20 protein-coding genes are annotated in these 22,855 nt (G+C 60.8%); 13 read left to right on the forward strand and 7 right to left on the reverse strand.

Features of this window, described 5'->3' with window-relative positions:
* Nucleotides 1-237: 237 nt before the first annotated feature.
* Nucleotides 238-3,111 carry an aminomethyl-transferring glycine dehydrogenase gene (gene gcvP / locus AAEZ10_RS25260; RefSeq protein WP_350571472.1) on the forward strand — a complete coding sequence of 958 codons (2,874 nt, stop codon included), beginning with the start codon at nt 238-240 and terminating at the stop codon, nt 3,109-3,111.
* A gap of 185 nt (nt 3,112-3,296) precedes the next feature.
* Here the strand turns inward: gcvP and AAEZ10_RS25265 are convergent, their stop codons facing one another.
* The 3 genes from AAEZ10_RS25265 to AAEZ10_RS25275 form a co-directional block, all read right to left on the reverse strand.
* A complete protein-coding gene (locus AAEZ10_RS25265; protein WP_172667868.1) occupies nt 3,297-3,617 on the reverse strand; it encodes a DUF2388 domain-containing protein in 321 nt (106 codons plus the stop codon).
* 65 nt (nt 3,618-3,682) lie between these two features.
* A complete protein-coding gene (tfpB, locus tag AAEZ10_RS25270; RefSeq protein ID WP_024014732.1) occupies nt 3,683-5,467 on the reverse strand; it encodes a type IV pilus assembly ATPase TfpB in 1,785 nt (594 codons plus the stop codon).
* A gap of 92 nt (nt 5,468-5,559) precedes the next feature.
* On the reverse strand, nt 5,560-5,898 hold the full coding sequence (locus AAEZ10_RS25275) for an ACT-like domain-containing protein (RefSeq protein ID WP_281121042.1): 339 nt from the start codon (nt 5,896-5,898) through the stop codon (nt 5,560-5,562).
* Nucleotides 5,899-6,024: 126 nt separating this feature from the next.
* Here AAEZ10_RS25275 and AAEZ10_RS25280 point away from each other — a divergent pair, with 126 nt between their 5' ends.
* On the forward strand, nt 6,025-6,489 hold the full coding sequence (locus tag AAEZ10_RS25280; RefSeq protein ID WP_024014730.1) for an Lrp/AsnC family transcriptional regulator: 465 nt from the start codon (nt 6,025-6,027) through the stop codon (nt 6,487-6,489).
* Between the two features lie 120 nt (nt 6,490-6,609).
* On the opposite strand, the gene AAEZ10_RS25285 is transcribed toward AAEZ10_RS25280, so the two are convergent.
* Nucleotides 6,610-7,980, reverse strand: a complete 1,371-nt coding sequence (locus AAEZ10_RS25285) for a CYTH domain-containing protein (protein WP_350571475.1) — start codon at nt 7,978-7,980, stop codon at nt 6,610-6,612.
* Between the two features lie 156 nt (nt 7,981-8,136).
* On the opposite strand from AAEZ10_RS25285, the gene argE reads away from it, so the two are divergent.
* Together argE and argA are read left to right on the forward strand one after the other, a co-directional pair.
* Entirely contained in the window at nt 8,137-9,291 is a 1,155-nt protein-coding gene (argE, locus tag AAEZ10_RS25290) for an acetylornithine deacetylase (protein ID WP_122705617.1), read from the forward strand.
* 262 nt (nt 9,292-9,553) lie between these two features.
* Nucleotides 9,554-10,855 carry an amino-acid N-acetyltransferase gene (gene argA, locus AAEZ10_RS25295; RefSeq protein ID WP_016772647.1) on the forward strand — a complete coding sequence of 434 codons (1,302 nt, stop codon included), beginning with the start codon at nt 9,554-9,556 and terminating at the stop codon, nt 10,853-10,855.
* A gap of 139 nt (nt 10,856-10,994) precedes the next feature.
* Here the strand turns inward: argA and tauA are convergent, their stop codons facing one another.
* Nucleotides 10,995-11,984 (reverse strand): taurine ABC transporter substrate-binding protein, encoded by a 990-nt coding sequence (tauA, locus tag AAEZ10_RS25300; protein WP_350571499.1) that lies wholly within the window; start codon nt 11,982-11,984, stop codon nt 10,995-10,997.
* 364 nt (nt 11,985-12,348) lie between these two features.
* On the opposite strand from tauA, the gene AAEZ10_RS25305 reads away from it, so the two are divergent.
* The 8 genes from AAEZ10_RS25305 (at nt 12,349) to AAEZ10_RS25340 (ending at nt 19,709) form a co-directional block, all read left to right on the forward strand.
* Nucleotides 12,349-13,707: an OprD family porin gene (locus AAEZ10_RS25305; RefSeq protein ID WP_016772649.1), complete on the forward strand. Its 1,359-nt coding sequence runs from the start codon at nt 12,349-12,351 to the stop codon at nt 13,705-13,707.
* A gap of 293 nt (nt 13,708-14,000) precedes the next feature.
* Complete coding sequence (locus tag AAEZ10_RS25310) at nt 14,001-14,639, forward strand: peroxiredoxin (protein ID WP_350571478.1); 639 nt, start codon at nt 14,001-14,003, stop codon at nt 14,637-14,639.
* Nucleotides 14,640-14,960: 321 nt separating this feature from the next.
* Nucleotides 14,961-15,554, forward strand: coding sequence for an NADPH-dependent FMN reductase (ssuE, locus tag AAEZ10_RS25315; protein ID WP_041476877.1), 594 nt, complete (start codon nt 14,961-14,963; stop codon nt 15,552-15,554).
* Between the two features lie 89 nt (nt 15,555-15,643).
* The gene (locus tag AAEZ10_RS25320; protein ID WP_071172169.1) at nt 15,644-16,618 is read left to right on the forward strand and encodes a sulfonate ABC transporter substrate-binding protein; all 975 of its coding nucleotides are present in this window, start codon (nt 15,644-15,646) and stop codon (nt 16,616-16,618) included.
* Between the two features lie 25 nt (nt 16,619-16,643).
* Complete coding sequence (gene ssuD, locus AAEZ10_RS25325; protein WP_350571481.1) at nt 16,644-17,792, forward strand: FMNH2-dependent alkanesulfonate monooxygenase; 1,149 nt, start codon at nt 16,644-16,646, stop codon at nt 17,790-17,792.
* 9 nt (nt 17,793-17,801) lie between these two features.
* Nucleotides 17,802-18,584 (forward strand): aliphatic sulfonate ABC transporter permease SsuC, encoded by a 783-nt coding sequence (gene ssuC / locus AAEZ10_RS25330; RefSeq protein WP_011336451.1) that lies wholly within the window; start codon nt 17,802-17,804, stop codon nt 18,582-18,584.
* Nucleotides 18,581-19,387: an aliphatic sulfonates ABC transporter ATP-binding protein gene (gene ssuB, locus AAEZ10_RS25335; RefSeq protein WP_122748322.1), complete on the forward strand. Its 807-nt coding sequence runs from the start codon at nt 18,581-18,583 to the stop codon at nt 19,385-19,387. Before ssuC ends, ssuB begins: the two co-directional genes overlap by 4 nt.
* A 106-nt stretch (nt 19,388-19,493) precedes the next feature.
* Nucleotides 19,494-19,709, forward strand: a complete 216-nt coding sequence (locus AAEZ10_RS25340) for a TOBE domain-containing protein (protein WP_003229256.1) — start codon at nt 19,494-19,496, stop codon at nt 19,707-19,709.
* Between the two features lie 161 nt (nt 19,710-19,870).
* Here the strand turns inward: AAEZ10_RS25340 and AAEZ10_RS25345 are convergent, their stop codons facing one another.
* A complete protein-coding gene (locus AAEZ10_RS25345; protein ID WP_041476873.1) occupies nt 19,871-20,503 on the reverse strand; it encodes a TetR/AcrR family transcriptional regulator in 633 nt (210 codons plus the stop codon).
* Nucleotides 20,504-20,789: 286 nt separating this feature from the next.
* A complete protein-coding gene (locus AAEZ10_RS25350; protein ID WP_016772657.1) occupies nt 20,790-22,166 on the reverse strand; it encodes a glutamine synthetase family protein in 1,377 nt (458 codons plus the stop codon).
* Nucleotides 22,167-22,444: 278 nt separating this feature from the next.
* Here AAEZ10_RS25350 and AAEZ10_RS28050 point away from each other — a divergent pair, with 278 nt between their 5' ends.
* On the forward strand, nt 22,445-22,801 hold the full coding sequence (locus tag AAEZ10_RS28050; protein ID WP_143170051.1) for a glutamine amidotransferase: 357 nt from the start codon (nt 22,445-22,447) through the stop codon (nt 22,799-22,801).
* Nucleotides 22,802-22,855: the final 54 nt, after the last annotated feature.

Below are 22,855 nucleotides of genomic sequence, written 5' to 3' on the forward strand. Positions count from 1 at the left end.
ACGGTCTGTACTGCGCTAACAGTCAGAATCGAGCCTTGTCCCTCCTCCTCCCTTCAAGTCCTACCATACAAGCGAGCCTGCTCGCGAAAGCGCCATATCAGTCAATGCCAAGGTTTCTGAAACACCGCTTTCGCGAGCAGGCTCGCTCCCACAGGGGCGGCGTGATCTTGAAAATTCGCCTGCTATGCTGGTTTGACCGTGTCGATTGACGCCAAGCGCCAGCCAGGAGAGCCCGTCATGTCCCAGTCGCCGTCCCTGAGCCAGTTACGCGATCCCCAAGCCTTTCTGCGCCGCCACCTCGGCCCGGATGCCGCCGAGCAGCAGGCGATGCTCGACAGCCTGGGCCTGGGCAGTCGCGCCGAGCTGATCGAGCAGACCGTGCCGCCGGGCATTCGCTTCAATCGCGCACTGGATCTGCCGCCGGCTCTCGACGAACAGGCTGCACTGGAGAAGCTGCGCGGTTATGCCGAGCAGAATCAGCTGTTCACCAGCCTGATCGGCATGGGCTACCACGGCACCGTCACGCCGACCGTCATCTTGCGCAACGTGCTGGAAAATCCCGGCTGGTACACCGCGTACACCCCATATCAACCAGAGATCGCCCAGGGCCGGCTCGAAGCCCTGCTGAATTTTCAGCAGCTGACCATCGACCTCACCGGCCTGGAACTGGCCAACGCCTCGCTGCTCGATGAGGCTACCGCAGCGGCCGAAGCCATGGCTTTGGCCAAGCGCGTGGCGAAGTCGAAGAGCAATCTGTTTTTTGTGGATGAAAATTGCCATCCGCAAACCCTCTCCGTGGTACAGACCCGCGCCGAAGGTTTCGGCTTCGAGCTGATCGTCGACGCGGTGGATAACCTGGCGCAGCACGAGGTGTTCGGCGCGCTGCTGCAATACCCCGACACCCACGGCGAAATTCGCGATCTCAAACCCTTGATCAACCACCTGCACGCACAACAGGCCCTGGCCTGCGTCGCCACCGATTTGCTCAGCCTGCTGGTGCTGACGCCGCCGGGTGAGTTGGGTGCCGATGTGGTGTTCGGTTCGTCCCAGCGTTTCGGTGTGCCGATGGGTTATGGCGGCCCGCACGCGGCGTTTTTCGCCAGCCGCGAGGAATACAAACGAGCGATTCCGGGGCGGATCATCGGTGTGTCGAAAGATGCTCGCGGCAACGTCGCGCTGCGCATGGCCCTGCAAACCCGCGAGCAACACATCCGCCGCGAGAAAGCCAATTCGAACATCTGCACAGCGCAGGTGCTGCTGGCCAATATCGCCAGTTGTTATGCGGTGTATCACGGCCCGGAGGGTTTGAAGCGTATCGCCCAGCGCGTGCATCGCCTGACCTGCCTCCTTGCGGCGGGACTCGAGCGCAACGGCATCAAACGGCTCAACAGGCAGTTCTTCGACACGCTGACTCTGGAGGTCGGCGGTGCACAAACCGCAATCATCGAAAGCGCTCAGGCAGCGCAGATCAACCTGCGCATTCTTGGGCGCGGCCGTGTCGGTCTGAGTCTGGACGAGACCTGTGATGAACACACCGTGGCGAAACTGTTTGACGTGCTGCTCGGCGCCGATCACGGCCTGATCGTGGATGCGCTTGATGCGCAGGACATTGCCTCGGGAATTCCCGACGAACTCCAGCGCAGTACGCCGTACCTGCAACATCCGGTGTTCAACGCTCACCACAGCGAAACCGAGATGCTGCGTTACCTCAAACAGCTGGAAAACAAGGACCTGGCGCTCAACCAATCGATGATCCCGCTGGGCTCGTGCACGATGAAGCTCAACGCCACCAGCGAGATGATCCCGATCACCTGGCCGCAGTTCGCCCATCTGCATCCGTTTGTGCCGAGGGAGCAGGCTGTCGGTTACACGCTGATGATCGAAGAGCTTGAGCGTTGGCTGTGTGCGATTACCGGTTTCGATGCGATCTGCATGCAGCCCAACTCCGGCGCGCAGGGCGAATACGCCGGGCTGCTGGCGATCCGTAAATATCACGAGAGCCGAGGGGAGGGCGCGCGAGATATCTGCCTGATTCCGTCGTCGGCCCACGGCACCAATCCAGCGTCTGCGCAGATGGCCGGGATGCGTGTGGTCATTGTCGAATGCGATGAGGCGGGCAATGTCGATCTGGATGATTTGCAGCTGAAAGCCGCCGAGGCCGGGAACAAGTTGTCGTGCCTGATGGCGACTTATCCGTCGACCCATGGGGTTTACGAGGAAGGCATCAGCGAAATCTGCGCAGTGATCCATCAGCACGGCGGCCAGGTGTATATGGATGGCGCCAATCTCAATGCCCAGGTCGGCCTGGCCAGACCGGCGGACATTGGCGCCGACGTGTCGCACATGAACCTGCACAAGACCTTCTGCATTCCCCATGGCGGCGGCGGGCCGGGCATGGGCCCGATCGGGGTTCGCGCGCATCTGGCGCCGTTCGTCGCCAATCATCCGGTGGTGCCGATTGACGGGCCGCTGGCACAGAACGGCGCAGTCAGCGCAGCGCCGTGGGGCAGTGCGAGCATTTTGCCGATCAGCTGGATGTACATCGCCATGATGGGCCCGCAACTGGCGGACGCCAGCGAGGTGGCGATACTGGCGGCGAATTATCTGGCGCAGCATCTATCCGGAGCATTCCCGGTGCTTTACGCCGGGCGCAACGGCCGGGTGGCGCATGAATGCATTCTTGATCTGCGCCCACTGAAGGCGCAGACCGGCATCAGCGAGGAGGACGTCGCCAAGCGTCTGATGGATTACGGCTTCCATGCGCCGACCATGTCCTTCCCGGTACCGGGTACGTTGATGGTCGAGCCGACCGAGAGCGAGTCCAAGGCAGAGCTCGACCGCTTCATCGCGGCGATGCTGAGCATTCGCGCCGAGATCAATGAAGTGCAGAAGGGCAACTGGCCGGGCGAAGACAATCCGCTCAAACGCGCGCCGCATACCTTGGCCGATGTCACTGGGATCTGGGAACGGCCTTACAGCATCGAACAGGCCATCACCCCGGATGCGCACACACGCTTGCACAAATATTGGCCGGCGGTGAATCGGGTGGATAACGTTTATGGCGATCGCAATCTGTATTGCGCGTGTGTGCCGGTGGATGATTACCGCTGATCTCTAAATCCACCACCTCCCTGTGGGAGCGAGCCTGCTCGCGAAAGCAATCGTCCAGCCAGCATTTTCGGTGACTGGCTCACCGCTTTCGCGAGCAGGCTCGCTCCCACAAGGCATGGTGGTGAGGCGGTAATCCGGGCAAAAAAATGCCGCTCGATCGAGCGGCATTTTTGAGGGTGCGAGGCTTACTCGGAAGCCACGGCGTTCTTCGCCAGAATCGCGTTCGCCAGTTCCATGTCCGAAGCCTGCAGGCCCGGGTTGTCGGCGCGGACTTTCTGCATCGCTGCTTCCAGGTACGGGCCACGGATGCCGCCGTCGCTGGCGACGAAGCTGCCGGCGTCGTCCTGGGCGGCGACGATCAGCTTGTGATCCTTGAAGGTCAGGTAGGTCGAACCGGTGGTGGCGCCGGAGGAGATGACGTTACGCCAAAAGCTGTCCGCCATGGCCGAACCAACGGGAAGCGACAGCAGGGCCAAGGTGGCGACAGCGAGTTTGAGACGCATGATGAGGTGACTCCTGGGATTGACTACGGGGTTGGATAGCCGATCCCCCGATCCAGTTCCGTGCTGAATTATTTCAACTCACTTTGCGGCGTCACCCGCAGCACTTCTTCCACCGTGGTCAGCCCCGCCGCGACTTTCTGCGCGCCGGACAGGCGCAGGCTGCGCATGCCTTCCTTGAAGGCCTGACGCCTGATCGCGGTGAGGTCGGTATCCGGGGTGATCAATGCTTTGAGGCTGTCGCTCAGTTGCATGATTTCGTACACGCCGGCGCGCCCGCGATAGCCGGTGTCGCGGCATTCCAGGCATCCGATCGCCCGTTGCGCATTGCTCGGCAGCGGCGCCTGCCAGGGCCGGGTCAGGGTTTGCCAGTCTTCATCTTCGAGCGTCAGCGGCGCCTTGCAGTGCGGACATAAAGTGCGCACCAGACGCTGAGCCATAACGCCGAGCACGGTGGCTTTGATCAGGTAATGCGGCACACCGAGTTCGAGCAAACGGCTGATGGCGCTCGGCGCGTCGTTGGTGTGCAGGGTGGACAGGACCAAGTGCCCGGTGAGCGCGGCCTGAATCGCCATTTCCGCAGTTTCCAGATCGCGGATCTCGCCGATCATGATGATGTCCGGGTCCTGTCGCATCAGCGCGCGCACCCCGGCGGCGAAGGTCAGTTCGATGTTGTGCTGCACCTGCATCTGGTTGAAGGCCGGCTCGACCATTTCGATCGGGTCTTCGATGGTGCAGAGGTTGACCTCTGGCGTCGCCAGTTTTTTCAGCGTGGTGTACAGGGTGGTGGTCTTGCCAGAACCGGTCGGCCCGGTGACCAGAATGATGCCATTGGGCTGGCGGGTCATGTCCTGCCAGCGGCGCAGGTCGTCGGCGCTGAAACCCAACTGGTCGAAATTCTTCAGCAGCACTTCCGGGTCGAAAATCCGCATGACCATTTTTTCGCCGAACGCCGTCGGCAAGGTCGACAAACGCAACTCCACTTCGCCGCCGTCCGGGGTCTTGGTCTTGACCCGGCCATCCTGGGGTTTGCGCTTTTCCGCGACGTTCATGCGGCCAAGGCTTTTCAGGCGGCTGACGATCGCCATGGTCACCTGCGGCGGGAATTGATAGACGTTGTGCAACACGCCGTCGATGCGAAAGCGCACGGTGCCGTGCTCACGGCGCGGTTCGATGTGGATATCGCTGGCGCGCTGCTGGAAGGCGTACTGGAACAGCCAGTCGACGATGTTGACGATGTGCGCGTCGTTGGCGTCCGGTTCCTGGTCGCTGGCGCCGAGATTGAGCAGTTGTTCGAAGTTGCCGAGATTGCCGCCCTGGGCGTCGGCATTGCTGGCACCGCTGACCGATTTGGCCAGCCGGAAAAACTCGACGCTGAAGCGCTGGATGTCGACCGGGTTGGCCACGACCCGTTTGATCGGCAGCTTCAATACGTGGGTCAGGTCAGCTTCCCAACCGCTGACGTAGGGCTGAGCGCTGGCCACGGTGACCGAGTCGCGATCCACGGCGACGGCGAGAATCTTGTGGCGCTGGGCGAAGGCGTAGGACATCAGCGGCGTGATCGCCGCGACATTGATTTTCAGCGGATCAATGCGCAAATACGGCTGACCGGCCTGTTGCGCCAGCCACAGGGTCAGGCTTTCCAGATCCAGATGTTTGCCCGGACGGCTGAGGTCGTCGAGTTGCTGGCTGGCGATGAATTCCAGCGGATGCATCTGCCCGTGAGCAGCATGGCGACGGCGGGCATTGAGCGCCTGTTCCGCCGCGTCCTGGCAGATGAAGCCTTGGGCGACCAGTTCCCGTAATACATCGTTGAGGTCCAGCCAGCGGTCCTGAGTGACAAATTGAACGGACATGCGGCTTTCCTTTTTAAGCGTCATGCGCAAAAGGATAGTCGTGGCCCCGCTGACCGTTGGGCCACTACCCGACGAAGCCGTTGCCGAATTTGTCAGCCGGCAGCCTGTGCGGGCGCCTGCCACGCCGTGTCGGCGTTGTGCAGGTCCACGGCGCAGACGCTGATCAGGTTACGCAGTTTCTCCGCGATCACTTGCGCGCGATGCCAGCTCAGGCCGCTCATGAGCAGATCGATCGACAGCAGATCGTCCTGGCGCTGGACCTTGACCTGCTCCGGCGTCAGAAATTGCAAGGCGAACAGATTCAACACGCGCACCAGCAGATCCGGCTCGGCCTCGGCGAGGATTTGGTATTGCGCCAGGCAGTGGGCGTTGTTGACGTTCCAGACATCAGCGCGGGCGGCGGGGGTGTTTACGGCTTCAAGGTGCGGCATGGCGAGTCTCCAAAATCACTGGAGAAATTTTTACATTCGGTGCGGGGTATTTCTTGGCTATGATCGGCGTCTGAACGGATTTATCGAAAGAGTTGATTCGTGAAAGCTGATCTTTGAGGATTTTTTATGCACAGCGAGCTGGACGCCTACGACCGCAAGATCCTCGCCTTGCTGCAGGAAGACGCTTCACTGTCGAGCGCGCAGATCGCCGAGCAGGTCGGCCTGTCGCAATCGCCGTGCTGGCGGCGGATTCAGCGGATGAAGGAGGAGGGCATCATTCGCGGCCAGGTGACCTTGCTGGATCGCAAGAAGATCGGCCTGAACACGCAGATCTTTGCCGAGATCAAACTCAACGCTCATGGGCGTTCGAACTTCACCGAGTTCACCGAGGCGATTCGCGGCTTTCCGGAAGTGCTGGAGTGTTATGTGCTGATGGGGGCGGTGGATTTCATGCTGCGCATTGTCGCGGCGGATATCGAGGCGTACGAGCGGTTCTTCTTCGAGAAGCTATCGCTGGTGCCGGGGATACAGGAAGTGAATTCGATCGTGGCGCTGTCGGAGATCAAGTCCACCACCAGCCTGCCGGTCTAGTGCGGATGGCCTTTGTGGCGAGGGGATTTATCCCCGCTGGGCTGCGCAACAGTCCCCGCTTTTTTAAGAACGGGGCCGCTTTGCGACCCAGCGGGGATGAATCCCCTCGCCACAGGGTCATCACATGCGCAGCAGGATTTTCCAGGCGCGGTTCTGGTACACCGCAATCGCCTGATGCTTGCGTGCATCGAGCAGTTCGTCGGTGATGGTCGGCTCGTTGGCCAGTTGCGCCAGTTTGTTCAGCTCACCGTAAAGGCGATCCATTTCCGGGATGTCCAGCACGTTGCGCGCGTGGTGCAACCAGACCTGAATGCGTTCGATACGCGGCAGTTGTTCAGCGAGATCTTCCGGCTGCTGCTGATAGCGTTGCAGCTGCAGAGCGGTGGCTTCTTCGCCCAACAGACGCGGCAACCAGCTGTGCAGTTGCGCGTCACCCTGACGGTTGCCACGGGTGTTGCGGTCGGCGGTCCAGGTGCGGGCCAACAGCCAGCGTGAAGCGTTCAGCGAGAACTGGCCCCAGCGCGGATCTTCCAGCTCTTCGAGGAACTGCTCCGGCGCGGCTTTGCGCACGTCTTCATCTTCGATGCCGACCTGCACCAACGGGCGCCAGTCTTCGAGCAAGGCATCGAGGGCCACACGCAAATCGTGGGTCGACTGACGCGGCGCCGCCTGGCCGAGGCTGCTGAGCAGGGCGCGCATTTCCGCGAGGTTCTCGACCCAGTCCTGCAACAGACGCCAGTGACCGTTGAAGCGATATTGTTCGGCCAGACGCTGGCTGCTGCCGAGCAGATGCCAGCTCAGCGCGGCGAAGGCGTCGTCGAGACGGGTTTCGGTGGTCAGCTGCGGCGCCGGCAGGCTCAGCGAGTAACTGTTGGCGTCGTGCAGACGATAACCGCGCTCAGCCTTGCTGATATCGCATGGCATCAGCGCCAGGGTTTCGGCCAATTCGGCAGCCAGTTCCAGCAACGCGGCAGGCTCGCCTTCGCGCAGTTCCAGTTCCAGCTCGCAGATTTCTTCCTTCTGCTTGCCGACCACCACATGACCGAGGTCCAGCGCGGCTTCGATGACCACTTTGGTCTTGCCACGGCCCCAGGCGATTTCGGCGCGCTCGCGGACGAAATCGGTGGTGAAGATCGGCTTGAGGGTTTTCTTGTCCAGCTCGGCCAGCGACTCGGGCCAGCATTCGCCGTCGAGTTTTTTCACGTCGAGCTTGGCTTTCGCCAGTTTCCAGTCGTACTCGTTACGCTCGGACAGACCGGCGACGCTCTGGCCACGGGTCTTGAGGGTCTGAATCACTTCGTCACCGTCCTTGCGCAGGCGCAGGGCGACTTTGGCTTGGGCGAGGTCGCGCTCGGGGGTGTCGAAGTACTGGTTCATCAACTCACGGCGTTCCCAGCCACTTTTGTTGCGTTTCTTCAGCAGCGGGTGCTCGCGCAGGGCAGCGAGGGTTTCGCGGCTGACGCGGAGTTTGATTTCAGTTTCTTTTTGCATGGCCGGAACATCCAGAATCGGGAGCGCAGCCGGGGGAATGTGTGGCTGCCAAGGCCGTGCAGTGTACAGGAGTCAAACTTCCTACGCCCTGCGGCGGTTTATTCCGCGCGCCGGATGGTTCTATAGTGGGCCTCAATCCGGGACCTGGAGTCAGTGATGCCATTGCCGTCCATGCAAGACCAGTTCGCCGCGCTGATTGCCGCGCCATCGGTCAGCTGTACTCAACCGAACCTGGACCAGTCCAACCGCGCCGTCATCGATCTGCTGGCGGGCTGGCTTGGTGACCTGGGCTTCAGCTGCGATATCCGGCAGGTCAGCCCCGGCAAATTCAATCTGCTCGCCAGTTTCGGCAGCGGCCCCGGCGGCCTGGTGCTGGCCGGGCACAGCGACACCGTGCCGTACGACGACGCGTTGTGGCAGACCGACCCGCTGAAGCTCACGGAGGTTGATGGCCGCTGGGTCGGGCTGGGCAGTTGTGACATGAAGGGCTTCTTCGCGCTGATCATCGAAGCCGTGCAGCCGCTGCTTGATCAGCCGTTCAAGCAACCGCTGCTGATTCTCGCCACCTGCGACGAAGAAAGCTCGATGTCCGGCGCCCGCGCACTGGCCGAGGCCGGGCAACCGCTGGGCCGCGCGGCGGTGATCGGCGAGCCGACCGGGCTCAAGCCGATCCGCATGCACAAAGGCATCATGATGGAGCGCATCGACATTCTCGGGCAGAGCGGCCACTCGTCTGATCCGCGTCTGGGCCACAGCGCCCTTGAAGCGATGCACGATGCCATCGGCGAACTGCGCGGTCTGCGCCTGTTGTGGCAGCGCGAATTCAGCAATCCACAATTCAGCGTGCCGCAACCGACGATGAACTTCGGTTGCATTCATGGCGGCGACAACCCCAATCGCATCTGCGGCCAGTGTTCGCTGGAGTTCGACCTGCGGCCGCTGCCGGGCATGGACCCGAGCGTGCTGCGCGCGGAAATCCTGCGCAAGCTCAACCCGGTGGCCGAGCGGCATAAGGTGAAAATCGATTACCGACCGCTGTTCCCGGAAGTGCCGCCGTTCGAGCAGTCCGAAGATGCCGAACTGGTGCGCATCGCCGAAAAGCTCACCGGCCATCGCGCCGAAGCAGTAGCGTTCGGCACCGAAGCGCCTTATCTTCAGCGCCTCGGCTGCGAAACCATCGTCCTCGGCCCCGGCGACATTGCCTGCGCGCATCAACCCGGCGAGTACCTAGAAATGTCACGTTTGCAGCCTACCGTGCATCTGATTCGGCAGTTGATTGAACATTACTGCCTGACGACAGACGAACGATGACGGCCCTGTGTGGGAGCGAGCCTGCTCGCGAAAGCGTTTTGTCAGTCGCCATTGATGAACCTGATCCACCGCTTTCGCGAGCAGGCTCGCTCCCACTGGGTTAAATGTCTTGCATCAACCCGGTAAATTGCCTGCACCACAACCCGTATTCATGAGGAGAGCGCGCGTGTCGCCAAGCCTGTTCCGACGATAACCATCAGCCCGCTGTGCGTTTTTCGTTTCGCCCCTTTTTTCGGCTGCTCTTTATTACAGGCCCAGGTTCATGCCCGAATACGTCAATTGGCTTCGCCACGCGTCCCCTTACATCAATGCCCATCGCGATTGCACCTTCGTCGTCATGCTGCCCGGCGACGGCGTCGAGCATCCGAATTTCGGCAACATCGTCCACGACCTGGTCTTGCTGCACAGTCTGGGCGTGCGTCTGGTGCTGGTGCACGGCTCGCGCCCGCAGATCGAAACCCGCCTCGCCGCCCGTGGCCTGACCCCGCATTACCATCACGGCATGCGCATCACCGATGCCGCGACGCTGGAGTGTGTGATCGATGCGGTCGGCCAGTTGCGCATCGCCATCGAAGCGCGGCTGTCGATGGACATGGCTTCGTCGCCGATGCAGGGCTCGCGCCTGCGCGTGGCCAGCGGCAACCTCGTCACCGCGCGGCCGATCGGTGTGCTGGAAGGTGTCGACTATCACCACACCGGTGAAGTGCGTCGGGTTGACCGCAAGGGCATCAATCGCCTTCTCGACGAGCGCTCGATCGTGCTGCTGTCGCCGCTGGGCTATTCGCCGACCGGCGAAATCTTCAACCTTGCCTGCGAAGACGTCGCCACCCGCGCCGCGATTGATCTGGGCGCGGACAAGCTGCTGTTGTTCGGCGCCGAGCTCGGCCTGATCGACGAAAACGGCAAGCTGGTACGCGAGCTGCGCCCGCAGCAAGTGCCGGCCCATTTGCAGCGTCTGGGCATGAGCAACTATCAAGCGGAGTTGCTCGATGCCGCCGCCGAAGCCTGCCGTGGCGGCGTGGCGCGCAGTCATATCGTCAGTTACGCCGAAGACGGCGCGCTGCTGACCGAGCTGTTCACCCGCGACGGTGGCGGTACGCTGGTTGCGCAAGAGCAATTCGAACTGGTGCGCGAGGCGGCGATTGAAGACGTCGGCGGTTTGCTCGACCTGATCAGTCCGCTGGAAGAGCAGGGCATTCTGGTGCGCCGCTCGCGGGAAGTGCTGGAGCGCGAGATCGAGCAGTTCAGCGTGGTCGAGCGCGAAGGCATGATCATCGCCTGTGCGGCGCTGTATCAGATTGCCGATTCCGATGCCGGCGAACTGGCGTGTCTGGCGGTGAATCCGGAGTATCGCCATGGCGGTCGCGGCGACGAATTGCTCGAACGCATCGAAACCCGCGCACGGGCGCAGGGTTTGAAGACCCTGTTCGTACTCACCACGCGTACTGCGCACTGGTTCCGCGAGCGCGGGTTCGAGCCAAGCAGCGTCGAACGCCTGCCAGCGGCGCGGGCGTCGCTGTACAACTATCAGCGCAATTCGAAGATCTTCGAAAAGACCCTCTGAACAACGGCGAGGTCTCCTGTGGCGAGGGGATTCATCCCCGCTGGACTGCGCAGCAGTCCCCTTGCGTTTCCAAGTGAAACCATAGGTGGTCGCTACGCGACCCAGCGGGGATAAATCCCCTCACCACAGGGTTCTGCATTCAGTCAGTGATGAATTTGGCGCTGACGTACGGCGAATAATCAGGCAGCACCGTCTCGACCTTGCCTTGTTCCTTCAAGAATTTCGCCGTTTCGGCAATGGCCTTGGCGGTGCCGCCGTCCAGCAGCGCCGTGCTTTGCTGCGCCTTGGCATCCGGGAACGCCGAACCGGCCAGCAGTTCCGGCACATCTGCTGCGTTGGCACCGGTCAATCTGGCGATTTTCTGCACAGGCACCGAGTCGGCCGTCCAGCTGTCTCTGTGTGCGGCGTAATCAGCGAACGACTCCAGGGTGACCTTGGCAAACTTGGCCACGACCTCGGGATGCTTCTCGGCAAAGTCCTTGCGCGCCACCCACACCTCGAAGGTCGGCGCACCCCACTGGCCGACTTGGGCGGCGTCGGTCAGGGTCTTGCCGGTCTTGCGGATCTCGCCCAGCGCCGGCGACCAGACAAACGCCCCGTCAATGTCGCCACGCTTCCACGCGGCGGCGATTTCCGCCGGTTGCAGGTTGACCACTTTGACTTGCGAAGTATTCAGGCCCCAGTGCTTCAGCGCCCCAAGCAGACTGTAGTGCGAGGTCGACACGAACGGTGTGGCGATGGTTTTACCGATCAGGTCCTGCGGTTTGTCGATGCCGCTGCCGTTGCGCACCACCAAGGCTTCTGCGGCATTAATCTGCGCCGAAACGATAAACGCCACGATCGGCAGATTGCGTGAAGTAGCTGCCGCCAGTGGGCTTGAGCCAAGGTTGCCGATCTGCACGTCGCCAGAAGCAATGGCAGTGACGACTTCCGGGCCGCTGTTGAAACGACGCCAGTCGATCTTCTCGCCGATGGTTTTTTCATAGACACCATCGGCCTGCGGCACTTTGCTCGGATCGATCCCGGTCTGGTAGCCGACCGTCAGACCGGCGGCATGTGCGGAAAAAGAAAACAGTGCCGACACACAAACTGTAACAAATTGACTTGATAGTGCGCGTTTCGCCATGATGCGTCGCCTTTTCGATGGGATTTGCCGTGTTGGGAGCACGGCAAAGCTAATCGATCTAAAAAAAGGTCAACAAATACCATTTAGGAATGAGCTTAGGCGCCGATACGCTGTTTCCCGGCGCAAAGGGCCATTAATGGGCCATATGTCCGAATGGTATGAAAAAGGATGAATAAATTCTTTTTGGGATTATCAGGAAGTCTTTACGCTGCAGGGACCCAATCACTGGCGATTAGACGATGGTCGTAGACACACAAGGTTACGATTGACTTGGCAGTCACGGTCTGGCGCTAATCGCGCATCTTAGGATTCAGGGCAAATCGACCCCGAACCAGGAACACAAGAATTAGAACGAGAGGAGCGATACATGAACAAGTCCACCTTGGCCCTGGCTGTGGCCGTTGGGGTTATGGCGCAGCAGGCAGGCGCCGCCGGTTTCATCGAAGACAGCAAGGCTACTCTGGGTCTGCGCAACTTCTACATCAACACTGACAACCGTAACGGCACTGCCGAACCAAGTCGCAACGAAGAATGGGGCCAAGGCTTCGATCTGCGTTTCATTTCGGGTTACACCCAAGGCACTGTCGGCTTCGGTATCGATGCCATCGGCCTGCTGGGCGTACGTCTGGATTCGGGCGGCGGCACCAACGGCAACGTTAACGGTGATGGCACCCCTGGCAGTGCCTACGGCGGCACTGTTTTCCCAAGCGAATCCAACGGTCAGGCGGTTGATAACTTCTCCAGCCTGGGTCTGACGGCCAAGGCCAAGATTTCCCAGACCGAACTGAAGCTGGGTACCTTGCAGCCGAAGAACCCGGTCATCGTGACCAACGATGGTCGTCTGCTGCCACAAACCTGGCAGGGTGGCCAGATCACTTCCGGCGAGATCAAGGACCTGACTCTGGTCGGTGGCCAGATCGAACACGTGAAAGGTCGTAACTCCAGCAACAATGAGCAGCTGTCGATCGGTGGCGCAACTGCGCGCACCACAAACAGCAACAAGTTCATCTACGCGGGTGGTGACTACAAGATCACCAAGGATCTGACGGCCCAGTACTACTACGGCAACCTGGAAAACTTCTACAAGCAGCATTTCCTGGGTCTGGTGCATAACTGGTCGATTGGCCCAGGTGTGTTGAAGTCCGACTTCCGGTACTTCAATAGCTCCGATGACGGCCGCAATGGCAACGATTCGGACTACTTCAGCAACGGTGCGTACGGCAACAGTACGCTGGGTAACGGCAAAGGTAAGGTCGACAACAACCTGTACAGCGGCTTGTTCCTTTACACCGTTGCCGGTCACACCTTTGGTGGTGGCTATCAGGTGAGCAATGGCAGCAGCGACTTCCCTTGGCTGAACCAGGGTGACGGCTCGTCGAACTACACCATCACCGACATGCAGATCCAGAAGTTCGCCCGTGCCGGCGAGCGCACCTGGCAAGCACGCTACTCCTATGACTTCGCCAAAGTTGGCGTGCCAGGCCTGACCGCCGGCATGGTTTACCTGCGCGGTGACAACGTTGATACCTACGCTCGTCGCGTCCAGACTTCCAATGGCGCTTCCGAGTGGGAACGCGATCTGACCGTAGCGTACGTTGTTCCAGAAGGCCCGTTGAAAAACGTCGGCTTCATGTGGAAAAACGCTTCGTGGCGCACCGATATCGCCGGTCAACGCGACCAGGACGAAAACCGCCTGATCCTCAGCTACTCGATCCCGCTGCTGTAACAGCTCGACCAAGTAACTGAAGCAAAAAAAGCCCCGTCCGGCATCGCGCCGGACGGGGCTTTTGCGTTTCGAGTCAGGCTCACCCCCGTAAGCCCTTCTCGATTTCCCTCTTTGCTGCAACTCAAGGCCTTCTCGAACCTTGCAACCGATGTTCGTCGCGATGCAGGCCGGTGTCCAATGAACAGATCTTTAATATTCCCGAATCATCTAGATATCTATTTATTTATTCTTTTTCACGCTGATTGATCCCGAGCTACAGTTGTTGTCTCCCATCCCTCATCAGGAGCAGCACCATGAGCCTCAGACTCGGCGACATCGCCCCCGATTTCGAACAAGACTCCAGCGCCGGCAAGATTCGTTTCCACGAATGGCTGGGCGATAGCTGGGGCGTGCTGTTTTCCCATCCGGCGGATTTCACCCCGGTGTGCACCACCGAGCTGGGCTTCACCGCCAAGCTCAAGGATGAGTTCAGCAAACGCGGCGTCAAAGCCATCGCGCTGTCGGTCGACCCGGTGGACTCGCACCACAAGTGGATCGAAGACATCAACGAAACCCAGAACACTACCGTCAACTTCCCGATCCTGGCCGATGTCGATCGCAAGGTCTCCGATCTCTACGACCTGATCCACCCGAACGCCAACGACACCCTGACGGTACGTTCGCTGTTCGTCATCGATCCGAACAAGAAGATCCGCCTGACCATTACCTACCCGGCGAGCACCGGGCGCAACTTTCACGAGATTCTGCGGGTGATCGACTCGCTGCAGCTCACCGACAACTACAAGGTCGCCACTCCGGCCAACTGGCAGGACGGTGAAGAGGTGGTGATCGTGCCGTCGCTCAAGGATGAGGACGAGATCAAGCAGCGCTTCCCCAAAGGCTATCGCGCGGTGAAGCCGTACCTGCGCCTGACGCCGCAGCCGAACAAATAAGTCAGTGAGATTTTGATCGTTCCCACGCTCTGCGTGGGAATGCCGCCCGTGACGCTCCGCGTCACAGTGGACGCGGAGCGTCCATGGATTCATTCCCACGCAGAGCGTGGGAACGATCTTCGTGTGACTACAACGCAGGGGAATTTCGGCCGTTTCGACGGCCTTTTTTTTCGGCTGGATTTTGCTCGGTGGTATATCTCTTAAATGCATAACCAAATGAATAAATATGATTTATGGATATATAAATCAGCTGGTAAGGTCACTGCCATTGAAGCGAGATCGCAGCCTGCGAATCGCCCGTAACGCTTAAAGGTATCTGCAATGCTGGTCGTCTCACTCGGTGGCAGCCCCAGTCTGCGCTCCCGTTCCGGGGTGCTGCTGGAGCGCTCGCAACGCTGGTTGCAACAGCAAGGGGTGGAAGTGGTGAGTTATCAGGTGCGGGACTTTCCGGCCGAGGATCTGCTCCACGCGCGCTTCGACAGCCCGAAGGTCCTCGACCTGCTGCAACAGATCGCAAACGCCGATGGCCTGCTGATCGCCACGCCGGTGTACAAGGCCTCGTTTTCCGGTGCGCTGAAGACCCTGCTGGATCTGCTCCCCGAGCGTGCCTTGAACCACAAGATTGTCTTGCCGATGGCCACGGGCGGCAGCATCGCCCACATGCTGGTGGTCGATTACGCCCTCAAGCCCGTGCTGTCGGCACTCAAAGCGCAGGAAATGCTTCAGGGCATTTTCGCCGAGGACAGCCAGATCGCTTATGGCGAAGGCAGTGCCGCCGCGCAACTGGCGCCGGCCCTGGAGCAGCGCTTGCACGAGGCCCTGGACCAGTTCATCGGCGCCATGGCGCGCCGGCCGAAACCGCTGGAGCCAGGCCTGCTGAACGAACGTTTGTTGAGTGCTCGCTGGAGCATTTAAGCCTCATCGAAATTTGAAGTACTGGCCTTACTCGCCCGCCAACGGGCAAGCAGGTGCAGCCAAAACCCAACAGCAAAAAGGAGAGCGCTATGCGCACTGTATTTTTGCGTCGTGGTCTGGTCGCTCTGTTTGCTGCGGCTGTCACCTTCGGCGCCATCACCCAAGCTCAAGCCGAGACATTGCGGATCGGTTATCAGAAGTACGGCACACTGGTGCTGCTCAAAGCCAAGGGCACGCTGGAAAAACGCCTCGCCGCGCAAGGCGTCGACGTGCAATGGACTGAGTTTCCCGGCGGCCCGCAGCTGCTCGAAGGCCTCAACGTCGGCTCAATCGACTTTGGTGTGACCGGCGAAACCCCACCGGTTTTCGCTCAAGCTGCCGGCGCTGATCTGCTCTACGTTGCCTACGAACCGCCAGCGCCGAACAGCGAAGCGATCCTCGTGCCGAAAGACTCGCCGATCAAATCGGTGGCCGATCTCAAAGGCAAGAAAGTCGCCCTGAACAAAGGCTCCAACGTGCACTACCTGCTGGTGCGTGCACTGGAAGACGCCGGCCTCAAGTACAGCGATATTCAGACCGTGTTCCTGCCGCCGGCCGATGCCCGCGCTGCGTTCGAACGTGGCAGCGTTGACGCCTGGGTCATCTGGGATCCGTACCAGGCCGCTGCCGAGAAACAACTGCAAGCGCACACCCTGCGTGACGGCAAAGGCATCGTCGACAACCATCAGTTCTACCTCGCGACCAAACCTTACGCGCAGAAAAATCCCGAGGTGATCAAGACCCTCGTCGAAGAAGTGCGCGCGGTGGGTGAATGGTCGCAAGCCAATCCCGAAGACGTGACGCAACAGGTCGCGCCACTGCTTGGCCTGCCGGCGGACATCACCCTGACCTCGGTGAAACGCCAGGGCTACGGCGCGTTGTTCCTGACCCCGGAAGTGGTCGCGGCGCAACAGAAAATCGCCGACACGTTCTTCCAGCTCAAGCTGATTCCCAAGCCGTTGAGCATCAAGGATGTGATCTGGACCCCGCCGGCCGCTGTGGCCCAAAGCTCCCCCGCCCAGTAATTCGAATCCACAAGGAGACCACTCCATGAGCCTCAACATCTTCTGGTTCCTGCCGACCCACGGCGACGGCCATTACCTTGGCACCGCCGAAGGCGCCCGCGCGGTTGATCACGGTTACCTGCAACAGGTCGCGCAAGCGGCGGATCGTCTGGGTTTTGGCGGGGTGCTGATTCCGACCGGGCGTTCCTGCGAAGACTCGTGGCTGGTGGCGGCCTCACTGATTCCAGTGACCCAGCGTCTGAAATTCCTCGTCGCCCTGCGCCCCGGGATCATTTCCCCGACGGTCGCGGCGCGCCAGGCAGCGACGCTGGATCGTTTGTCCGGCGGGCGTGCGCTGTTCAATCTGGTGACTGGTGGCGACCCGGAAGAACTGGCCGGCGACGGCCTGTTCCTCAACCATGAGGAACGCTATCAAGCCTCGGTGGAATTCACCCGCATCTGGCGCCGTGTGCTGGAAGGCGAAACCGTCGATTACGACGGCGAGCACATCAGCGTGAAGGGCGCGAAGCTGCTGTATCCGCCGATCCAGCAACCGCGTCCGCCGCTGTATTTTGGTGGCTCCTCCGAAGCGGCGCAGGATCTGGCCGCCGAGCAAGTCGAGATGGTCCTGACCTGGGGCGAGCCGCCCGCAGCGGTGGCCGAGAAGATCGCACAAGTCCGGGCCAAAGCCGCCAAACTCGGCCGTACCGTGCGCTTCGGCATTCGTCTGCATGTGATCGTGCGTGAAACCCACGCCGAAGCCTGGCAGGCGGCGGACCGGCTGATCTCGCACCTGGACGACGACACCATCCAACGTGCGCAGGCGTCGCTGGCGCGTTTCGACTCGGTCGGCCAGCAACGCATGGCCGCGCTGCACGGCGGTAGCCGCGACAATCTGGAAGTCAGCCCGAACCTCTGGGCCGGCGTCGGTCTGGTACGTGGCGGTGCCGGTACTGCGCTGGTCGGCGATGGCCCGACCGTGGCAGCGCGGGTCAAGGAATATGCCGATCTGGGCATCGACACCTTCATCTTCTCCGGTTATCCACACCTCGAAGAATCGTATCGCGTGGCCGAGCTGCTGTTCCCGCATCTTGACGTTGAACGCCCGGAACTGCCGAAGAGCGCCGGTTATGTCAGCCCGTTTGGCGAGATGGTCGCCAACGACATTCTGCCCAAAGCCGCATCGCAGAGCTGAGGCGCGGCCATGAAGAAATTTATCCACAGCCTCGCGCCTTGGGCGTTGCCGGTGTTGCTGCTGGCGGTGTGGCAGTTGTCGGTGTCGGCGGGCTGGTTGTCGACGCGGATTCTGCCGGCACCGGTAGCGGTGATCGAAGCCGGCGTCAGTCTGGTGCGCAGCGGCGAGATCTGGACACACCTGGCAATCAGCGGCTGGCGCGCGGCACTCGGTTTTACCATCGGCGGCAGCATTGGTCTGGTGCTGGGCTTCATCACCGGCCTGTCGAAGTGGGGCGAGCGCCTGCTCGACAGCTCGGTGCAGATGATCCGCAACGTGCCGCATCTGGCGCTGATTCCGCTGGTGATCCTGTGGTTCGGCATTGACGAATCAGCGAAAATTTTCCTCGTGGCGCTGGGCACCTTGTTCCCGATTTACCTCAACACTTACCACGGCATCCGCAACGTCGACCCGGCGCTGGTGGAAATGGCGCGCAGTTATGGTCTGAGCGGTTTCAGCCTGTTCTGGCAGGTGATTCTGCCGGGAGCGTTGCCGTCGATTCTGGTCGGCGTGCGCTTCGCCCTGGGCTTCATGTGGCTGACGCTGATCGTCGCTGAAACCATCTCGGCCAGCTCCGGTATCGGCTATCTGGCGATGAACGCCCGCGAGTTCTTGCAGACCGACGTGGTGGTGCTGGCGATCCTGCTTTACGCGGTGCTCGGCAAACTCGCCGACCTCGCCGCCCGTGGACTTGAACGTGTGTGGCTGCGCTGGCATCCGGCCTATCAGGTTGCCAAGGGAGGTGCGGCATGACCGCTCAACAACCTCCACGCCTGTTGCGCGGGATTCCACTGGCGGTGCGCAACCTGCAGAAAACCTTCGGCGCGCGCCAGGTGCTGCGCGACATCGATCTGCACATTCCGGCGGGGCAGTTTGTCGCCGTGGTCGGGCGCAGCGGTTGTGGCAAGAGCACGTTCTTGCGCTTGCTCGCCGGCCTCGATCAACCGACTGGCGGCGAGCTGCTGGCCGGCTCCGCGCCGCTCAGCCAGGCGCGCGACGATACGCGGCTGATGTTCCAGGAAGCGCGGCTGCTGCCGTGGAAAAGGATCATCGACAACGTCGGTCTCGGCCTCAAGGGCAACTGGCGCCAGCAAGCACTGGATGCACTGGAAGCCGTGGGTCTGGCTGATCGTGCCAATGAGTGGCCGGCGGCGTTGTCCGGTGGCCAAAAGCAGCGCGTGGCGCTGGCCCGGGCGCTGATTCACCAGCCGCGTCTGCTGCTGCTCGACGAACCGCTCGGCGCGCTGGATGCGCTGACCCGCATCGAGATGCAGCAACTGATCGAACGGCTCTGGCAGCAACACGGTTTTACCGTGCTGCTGGTAACCCATGACGTCAGTGAAGCGGTGGCGATCGCTGATCGGGTGATTTTGATCGAGGACGGCGAAGTCGGCCTCGACCTGCACGTCGAACTGCCGCGCCCGCGTGTCCGTGGCTCGCATCGCCTCGCCGCACTGGAAACCGAAGTGCTCAACCGTGTTCTGTCCCTGCCCGGCGAACCGCCGGCGCCGGAACCCGTTTCACCCCTGCCTGCGCAATTGCGTTGGGCGCAATGAAGCAGCTGCAAGCTTCAAGCTACAAGCCGCAAGAACAAGCCTGGTGCTTTTACTTGCAGCTTATAGCTTGCTGCTTGCAGCTCATTTCGATCCTAGGAGAAATGCCATGACTATCAAAGCCATCAACGTGCGCAACCAGTTCAAAGGCTCGATCAAGGAAATCGTCCTCGGCGACGTGCTGTCGGAAATCGACGTGCAGACCGCTTCGGGCATCGTCACTTCGGTGATCACCACCCGCTCTGTGAAAGAGCTGGAGCTGGTGGTCGGCAGCGAAGTGATCGCCTTTGTGAAATCCACCGAGGTATCGATCGCCAAGTTGTAAGCCGGTGAGCAAAAAACAACCCCGGAGGGTGTGAGCCCTGCGGGGTTTTTTGTGCCTGTCGCGGATTCGGCGGCGCGGCTTTCGCGAGCAGGCTCGCTCCCACAGGGGAACGCATTTCAAATGTGGGAGCGAGCCTGCTCGCGAAAGGGCCGGTGCATGCGCTAGAGATTTCTTTTGGGTAAATATGGCGGAAGGTACAACCCGATATAGGCATCAAACACGCGCATCCCTTCCTCGGCCATGCGCGGGGTGATCTGCCCGTGCTGCTGCACCGAACGGGCATAAACCCGGTCGCCCAGTTCCATCGCCAGGGCAAACACATCGACATCGTCCGGCAGCCTCGGCAATTCGAAATGCTGGTCGAACAGCTTGTGCATCAGGTCGCCCAGTTCCAGATCGTGCTGGCGGTCAGCCTGGGTCACTTCGGTCAGGCCGTGTTGCGCCAGGATCAATTGCCGCGCGGCGGCGTCTTCGTCGTAAATCTCGAGCATGCGCTGTTCGACCAGTCGCGACAGGTCACGCCAGTCACGCAAAGCATCGTGATCGATCGGCGCTTGCAGGCAGGCGCGGAAGGCTGCGTGGACGTCGGCGGTCAGGGCTTCGAGCAGCGCCGGGACGCTGGCGAAGAAGTGATACACGGAGGAGGGCGGAATCTGCGCGCGCTCGGCGACGCTGTAGATCGACAGACTGGCCACGCCCTCGGCCGCCAGCAGCGTGCGCGCGGCATCGAGGATCGAATCGATCCGCGCCTGACTGCGGGCACGGGGTTTGCGGACGGTGGCGGGACGCGTCATGGAAGTCTCCTGCGGGGCAGCGGGCATTGTACGAGGCGGTTCAGGTGTTGTCTGCCAGTACCCTGTGGCGAGGGGATTTAGCGAAACGTCGCACCGCCCCGTTCGGCTGCGCAGCAGTCGTAAACCCTGAGAGCCGGGTATTCCTGACATACCGAGTGGGATGGATTTGGGGCTGCTTCGCAACCCAACGGGGATAAATCCCCTCGCCACAGGTTTTGTGTTCGGCCATAAAAAAACGCCGCTGGCTGAATCAGCCAACGGCGTTTTTCCTGAAGCTGTAATCTGCTTAAACGGTATGCAGATACCAGTTGTACTCAAGGTCGGAGATGGAGTGTTCGAACTCCTCCAGCTCGCTTTCCTTGCAGGCGACGAAGATATCGATGTACTTCGGATCGATGTACTTGGCCATCACCTCGCTGTCGTCCAGCTCGCGCAGGGCATCGCGCAAGTTGTTCGGCAGGCTCTGCTCGTTCTGTTCGTAGCTGTTGCCTTCGACAGGCGCGCCCGGTTCGATCTTGTTGACCAGGCCGTGGTGCACGCCGGCCAGTACCGAAGCCATCAGCAGGTACGGGTTGGCGTCGGCGCCGGCCACGCGGTGCTCGATACGTACGGCATCGGCAGAGCCGGTTGGTACGCGGATCGCCACGGTGCGGTTGTCAAGGCCCCAGCACGGCGAGTTCGGTACGTAGAACTGCGCGCCGAAGCGACGGTAGGAGTTGACGTTCGGGCAGAGGAAAGCCATCTGCGCCGGCAGGGTCTCGAGCACACCGCCGATCGCGTGACGCAGCGCGGCGTTCTGCTCGGGATCCTCGCTGGCAAAAATGTTTTTGCCGGCTTTGTCCAGAATCGAAATGTGTACGTGCAGACCATTGCCCGCCTGGCCCGGATAAGGCTTGGCCATGAAGGTGGTGTCCATTTCATGGTCGTAGGCGATGTTCTTGATCAGACGCTTGAGCAGGACGGCGTAGTCGCAGGCCTTGATCGGGTCGGCGACGTGGTGCAGGTTCACTTCGAACTGCGCCGGGGCACTTTCCTTGACGATCGCATCGGCCGGGATGCCTTGCTCTTTGGCACCTTCCAGAATGTCCTGAAGGCAGTCGACGTATTCGTCGAGGTCGTCGATCAGGTAGACCTGCGTCGAGTGCGGGCGTTTGCCGGAGATCGGCGAGCGTGGCGGCTGCGGACGGCCGTTCACGTTTTCCTGGTCGATCAGGTAGAACTCGAGTTCGAAGGCGGCGCAGATGGTCAGGCCGAGCTCGTCGAACTTGGTCACCACCTGGCGCAGCACTTCACGGGGATCGGCGAAGAACGGATCGCCTTCGAGTTCGTGCATGGTCATCAACAGCTGCGCGGTCGGGCGCTTCTGCCATGGCTCGTTGCACAGGGTATCGGGGATCGGATAGCAGATGCGATCGGCGTCGCCGATGTCCAGGCCCAGACCGGTGCTTTCCACCGTGGAGCCGTTGATATCCAGAGCAAATAGAGAGGCCGGCAGGTTGATGCCTTTCTCGTAAACCTTGTGGAGGCTGGTGCGTTCGATGCGCTTGCCGCGCACCACACCATTCATATCCGCAATCAGAAGGTCAACGTACAGAACCTCAGGATGTTCCTTAAGGAACGCGTTCGCTTCGTTAAGCTGAACGGCACGCGGGGGTACCGACATGATGCAACACCTTTGTTGTTAAAAATATCAATCATTGATCTTTTCTGGTTTCAGTCAACCCGAACGGCCTGCCGAAGTCAAGCGAGGCCTTTTTTGCCCCGAAAAAGCGCTTGAAGGGCATTTATGGGGCACTTTGGGGCGTTTTTTCAAACCTTGAACGTTGCTCAGCTGCGGGCTTGAGCAGGCCGTGTTGTATTTTTTACGGGGGTGTTGTGTAAAAAAATGAACAAGGCTAAGCTCCGGTCAAACCCATAACAGCAATAATACCGGGGTGCTTCATGTCTCGCCTGCCGTTAATCGGCATCACCGACTGCTCGCAACAGTCCGGTCTGCATGCTCATCACATCAGTGGCGATCAATCCGTCCGTAGCGCAGCCAGCAAGGCGCGCAGCCTGTCGACGACACGTTCGTCCACATCCGGCAAAACGGCAGCGTCCGATATTCTGGACGTCGGGCACAGCATCCGCTTTATGGCGTCTCCTTTCACTATAGAACTCTTTCCCTTCCAAAGCCCGTGCCGCACTCAGCGTCATGCTTGTGATTCTGCACGTTTGCAAAGTGCACGGGAAATGCAACGCCAGCGTCAAGGGCAGGTAAGCTCCTCTTTCATTGTCTATGCGCGGTGCCAGGCGTAAGCCGGCACTGCGCGAGCAAGCCCCCTTTAACGCGACGCCGCAAGCGTCAAAATT

The sequence above is a fragment of the Pseudomonas sp. H26/SER47-MNA-CIBAN-0231 genome, from assembly GCF_040310465.1.
GTDB lineage: Bacteria > Pseudomonadota > Gammaproteobacteria > Pseudomonadales > Pseudomonadaceae > Aquipseudomonas > Aquipseudomonas atacamensis.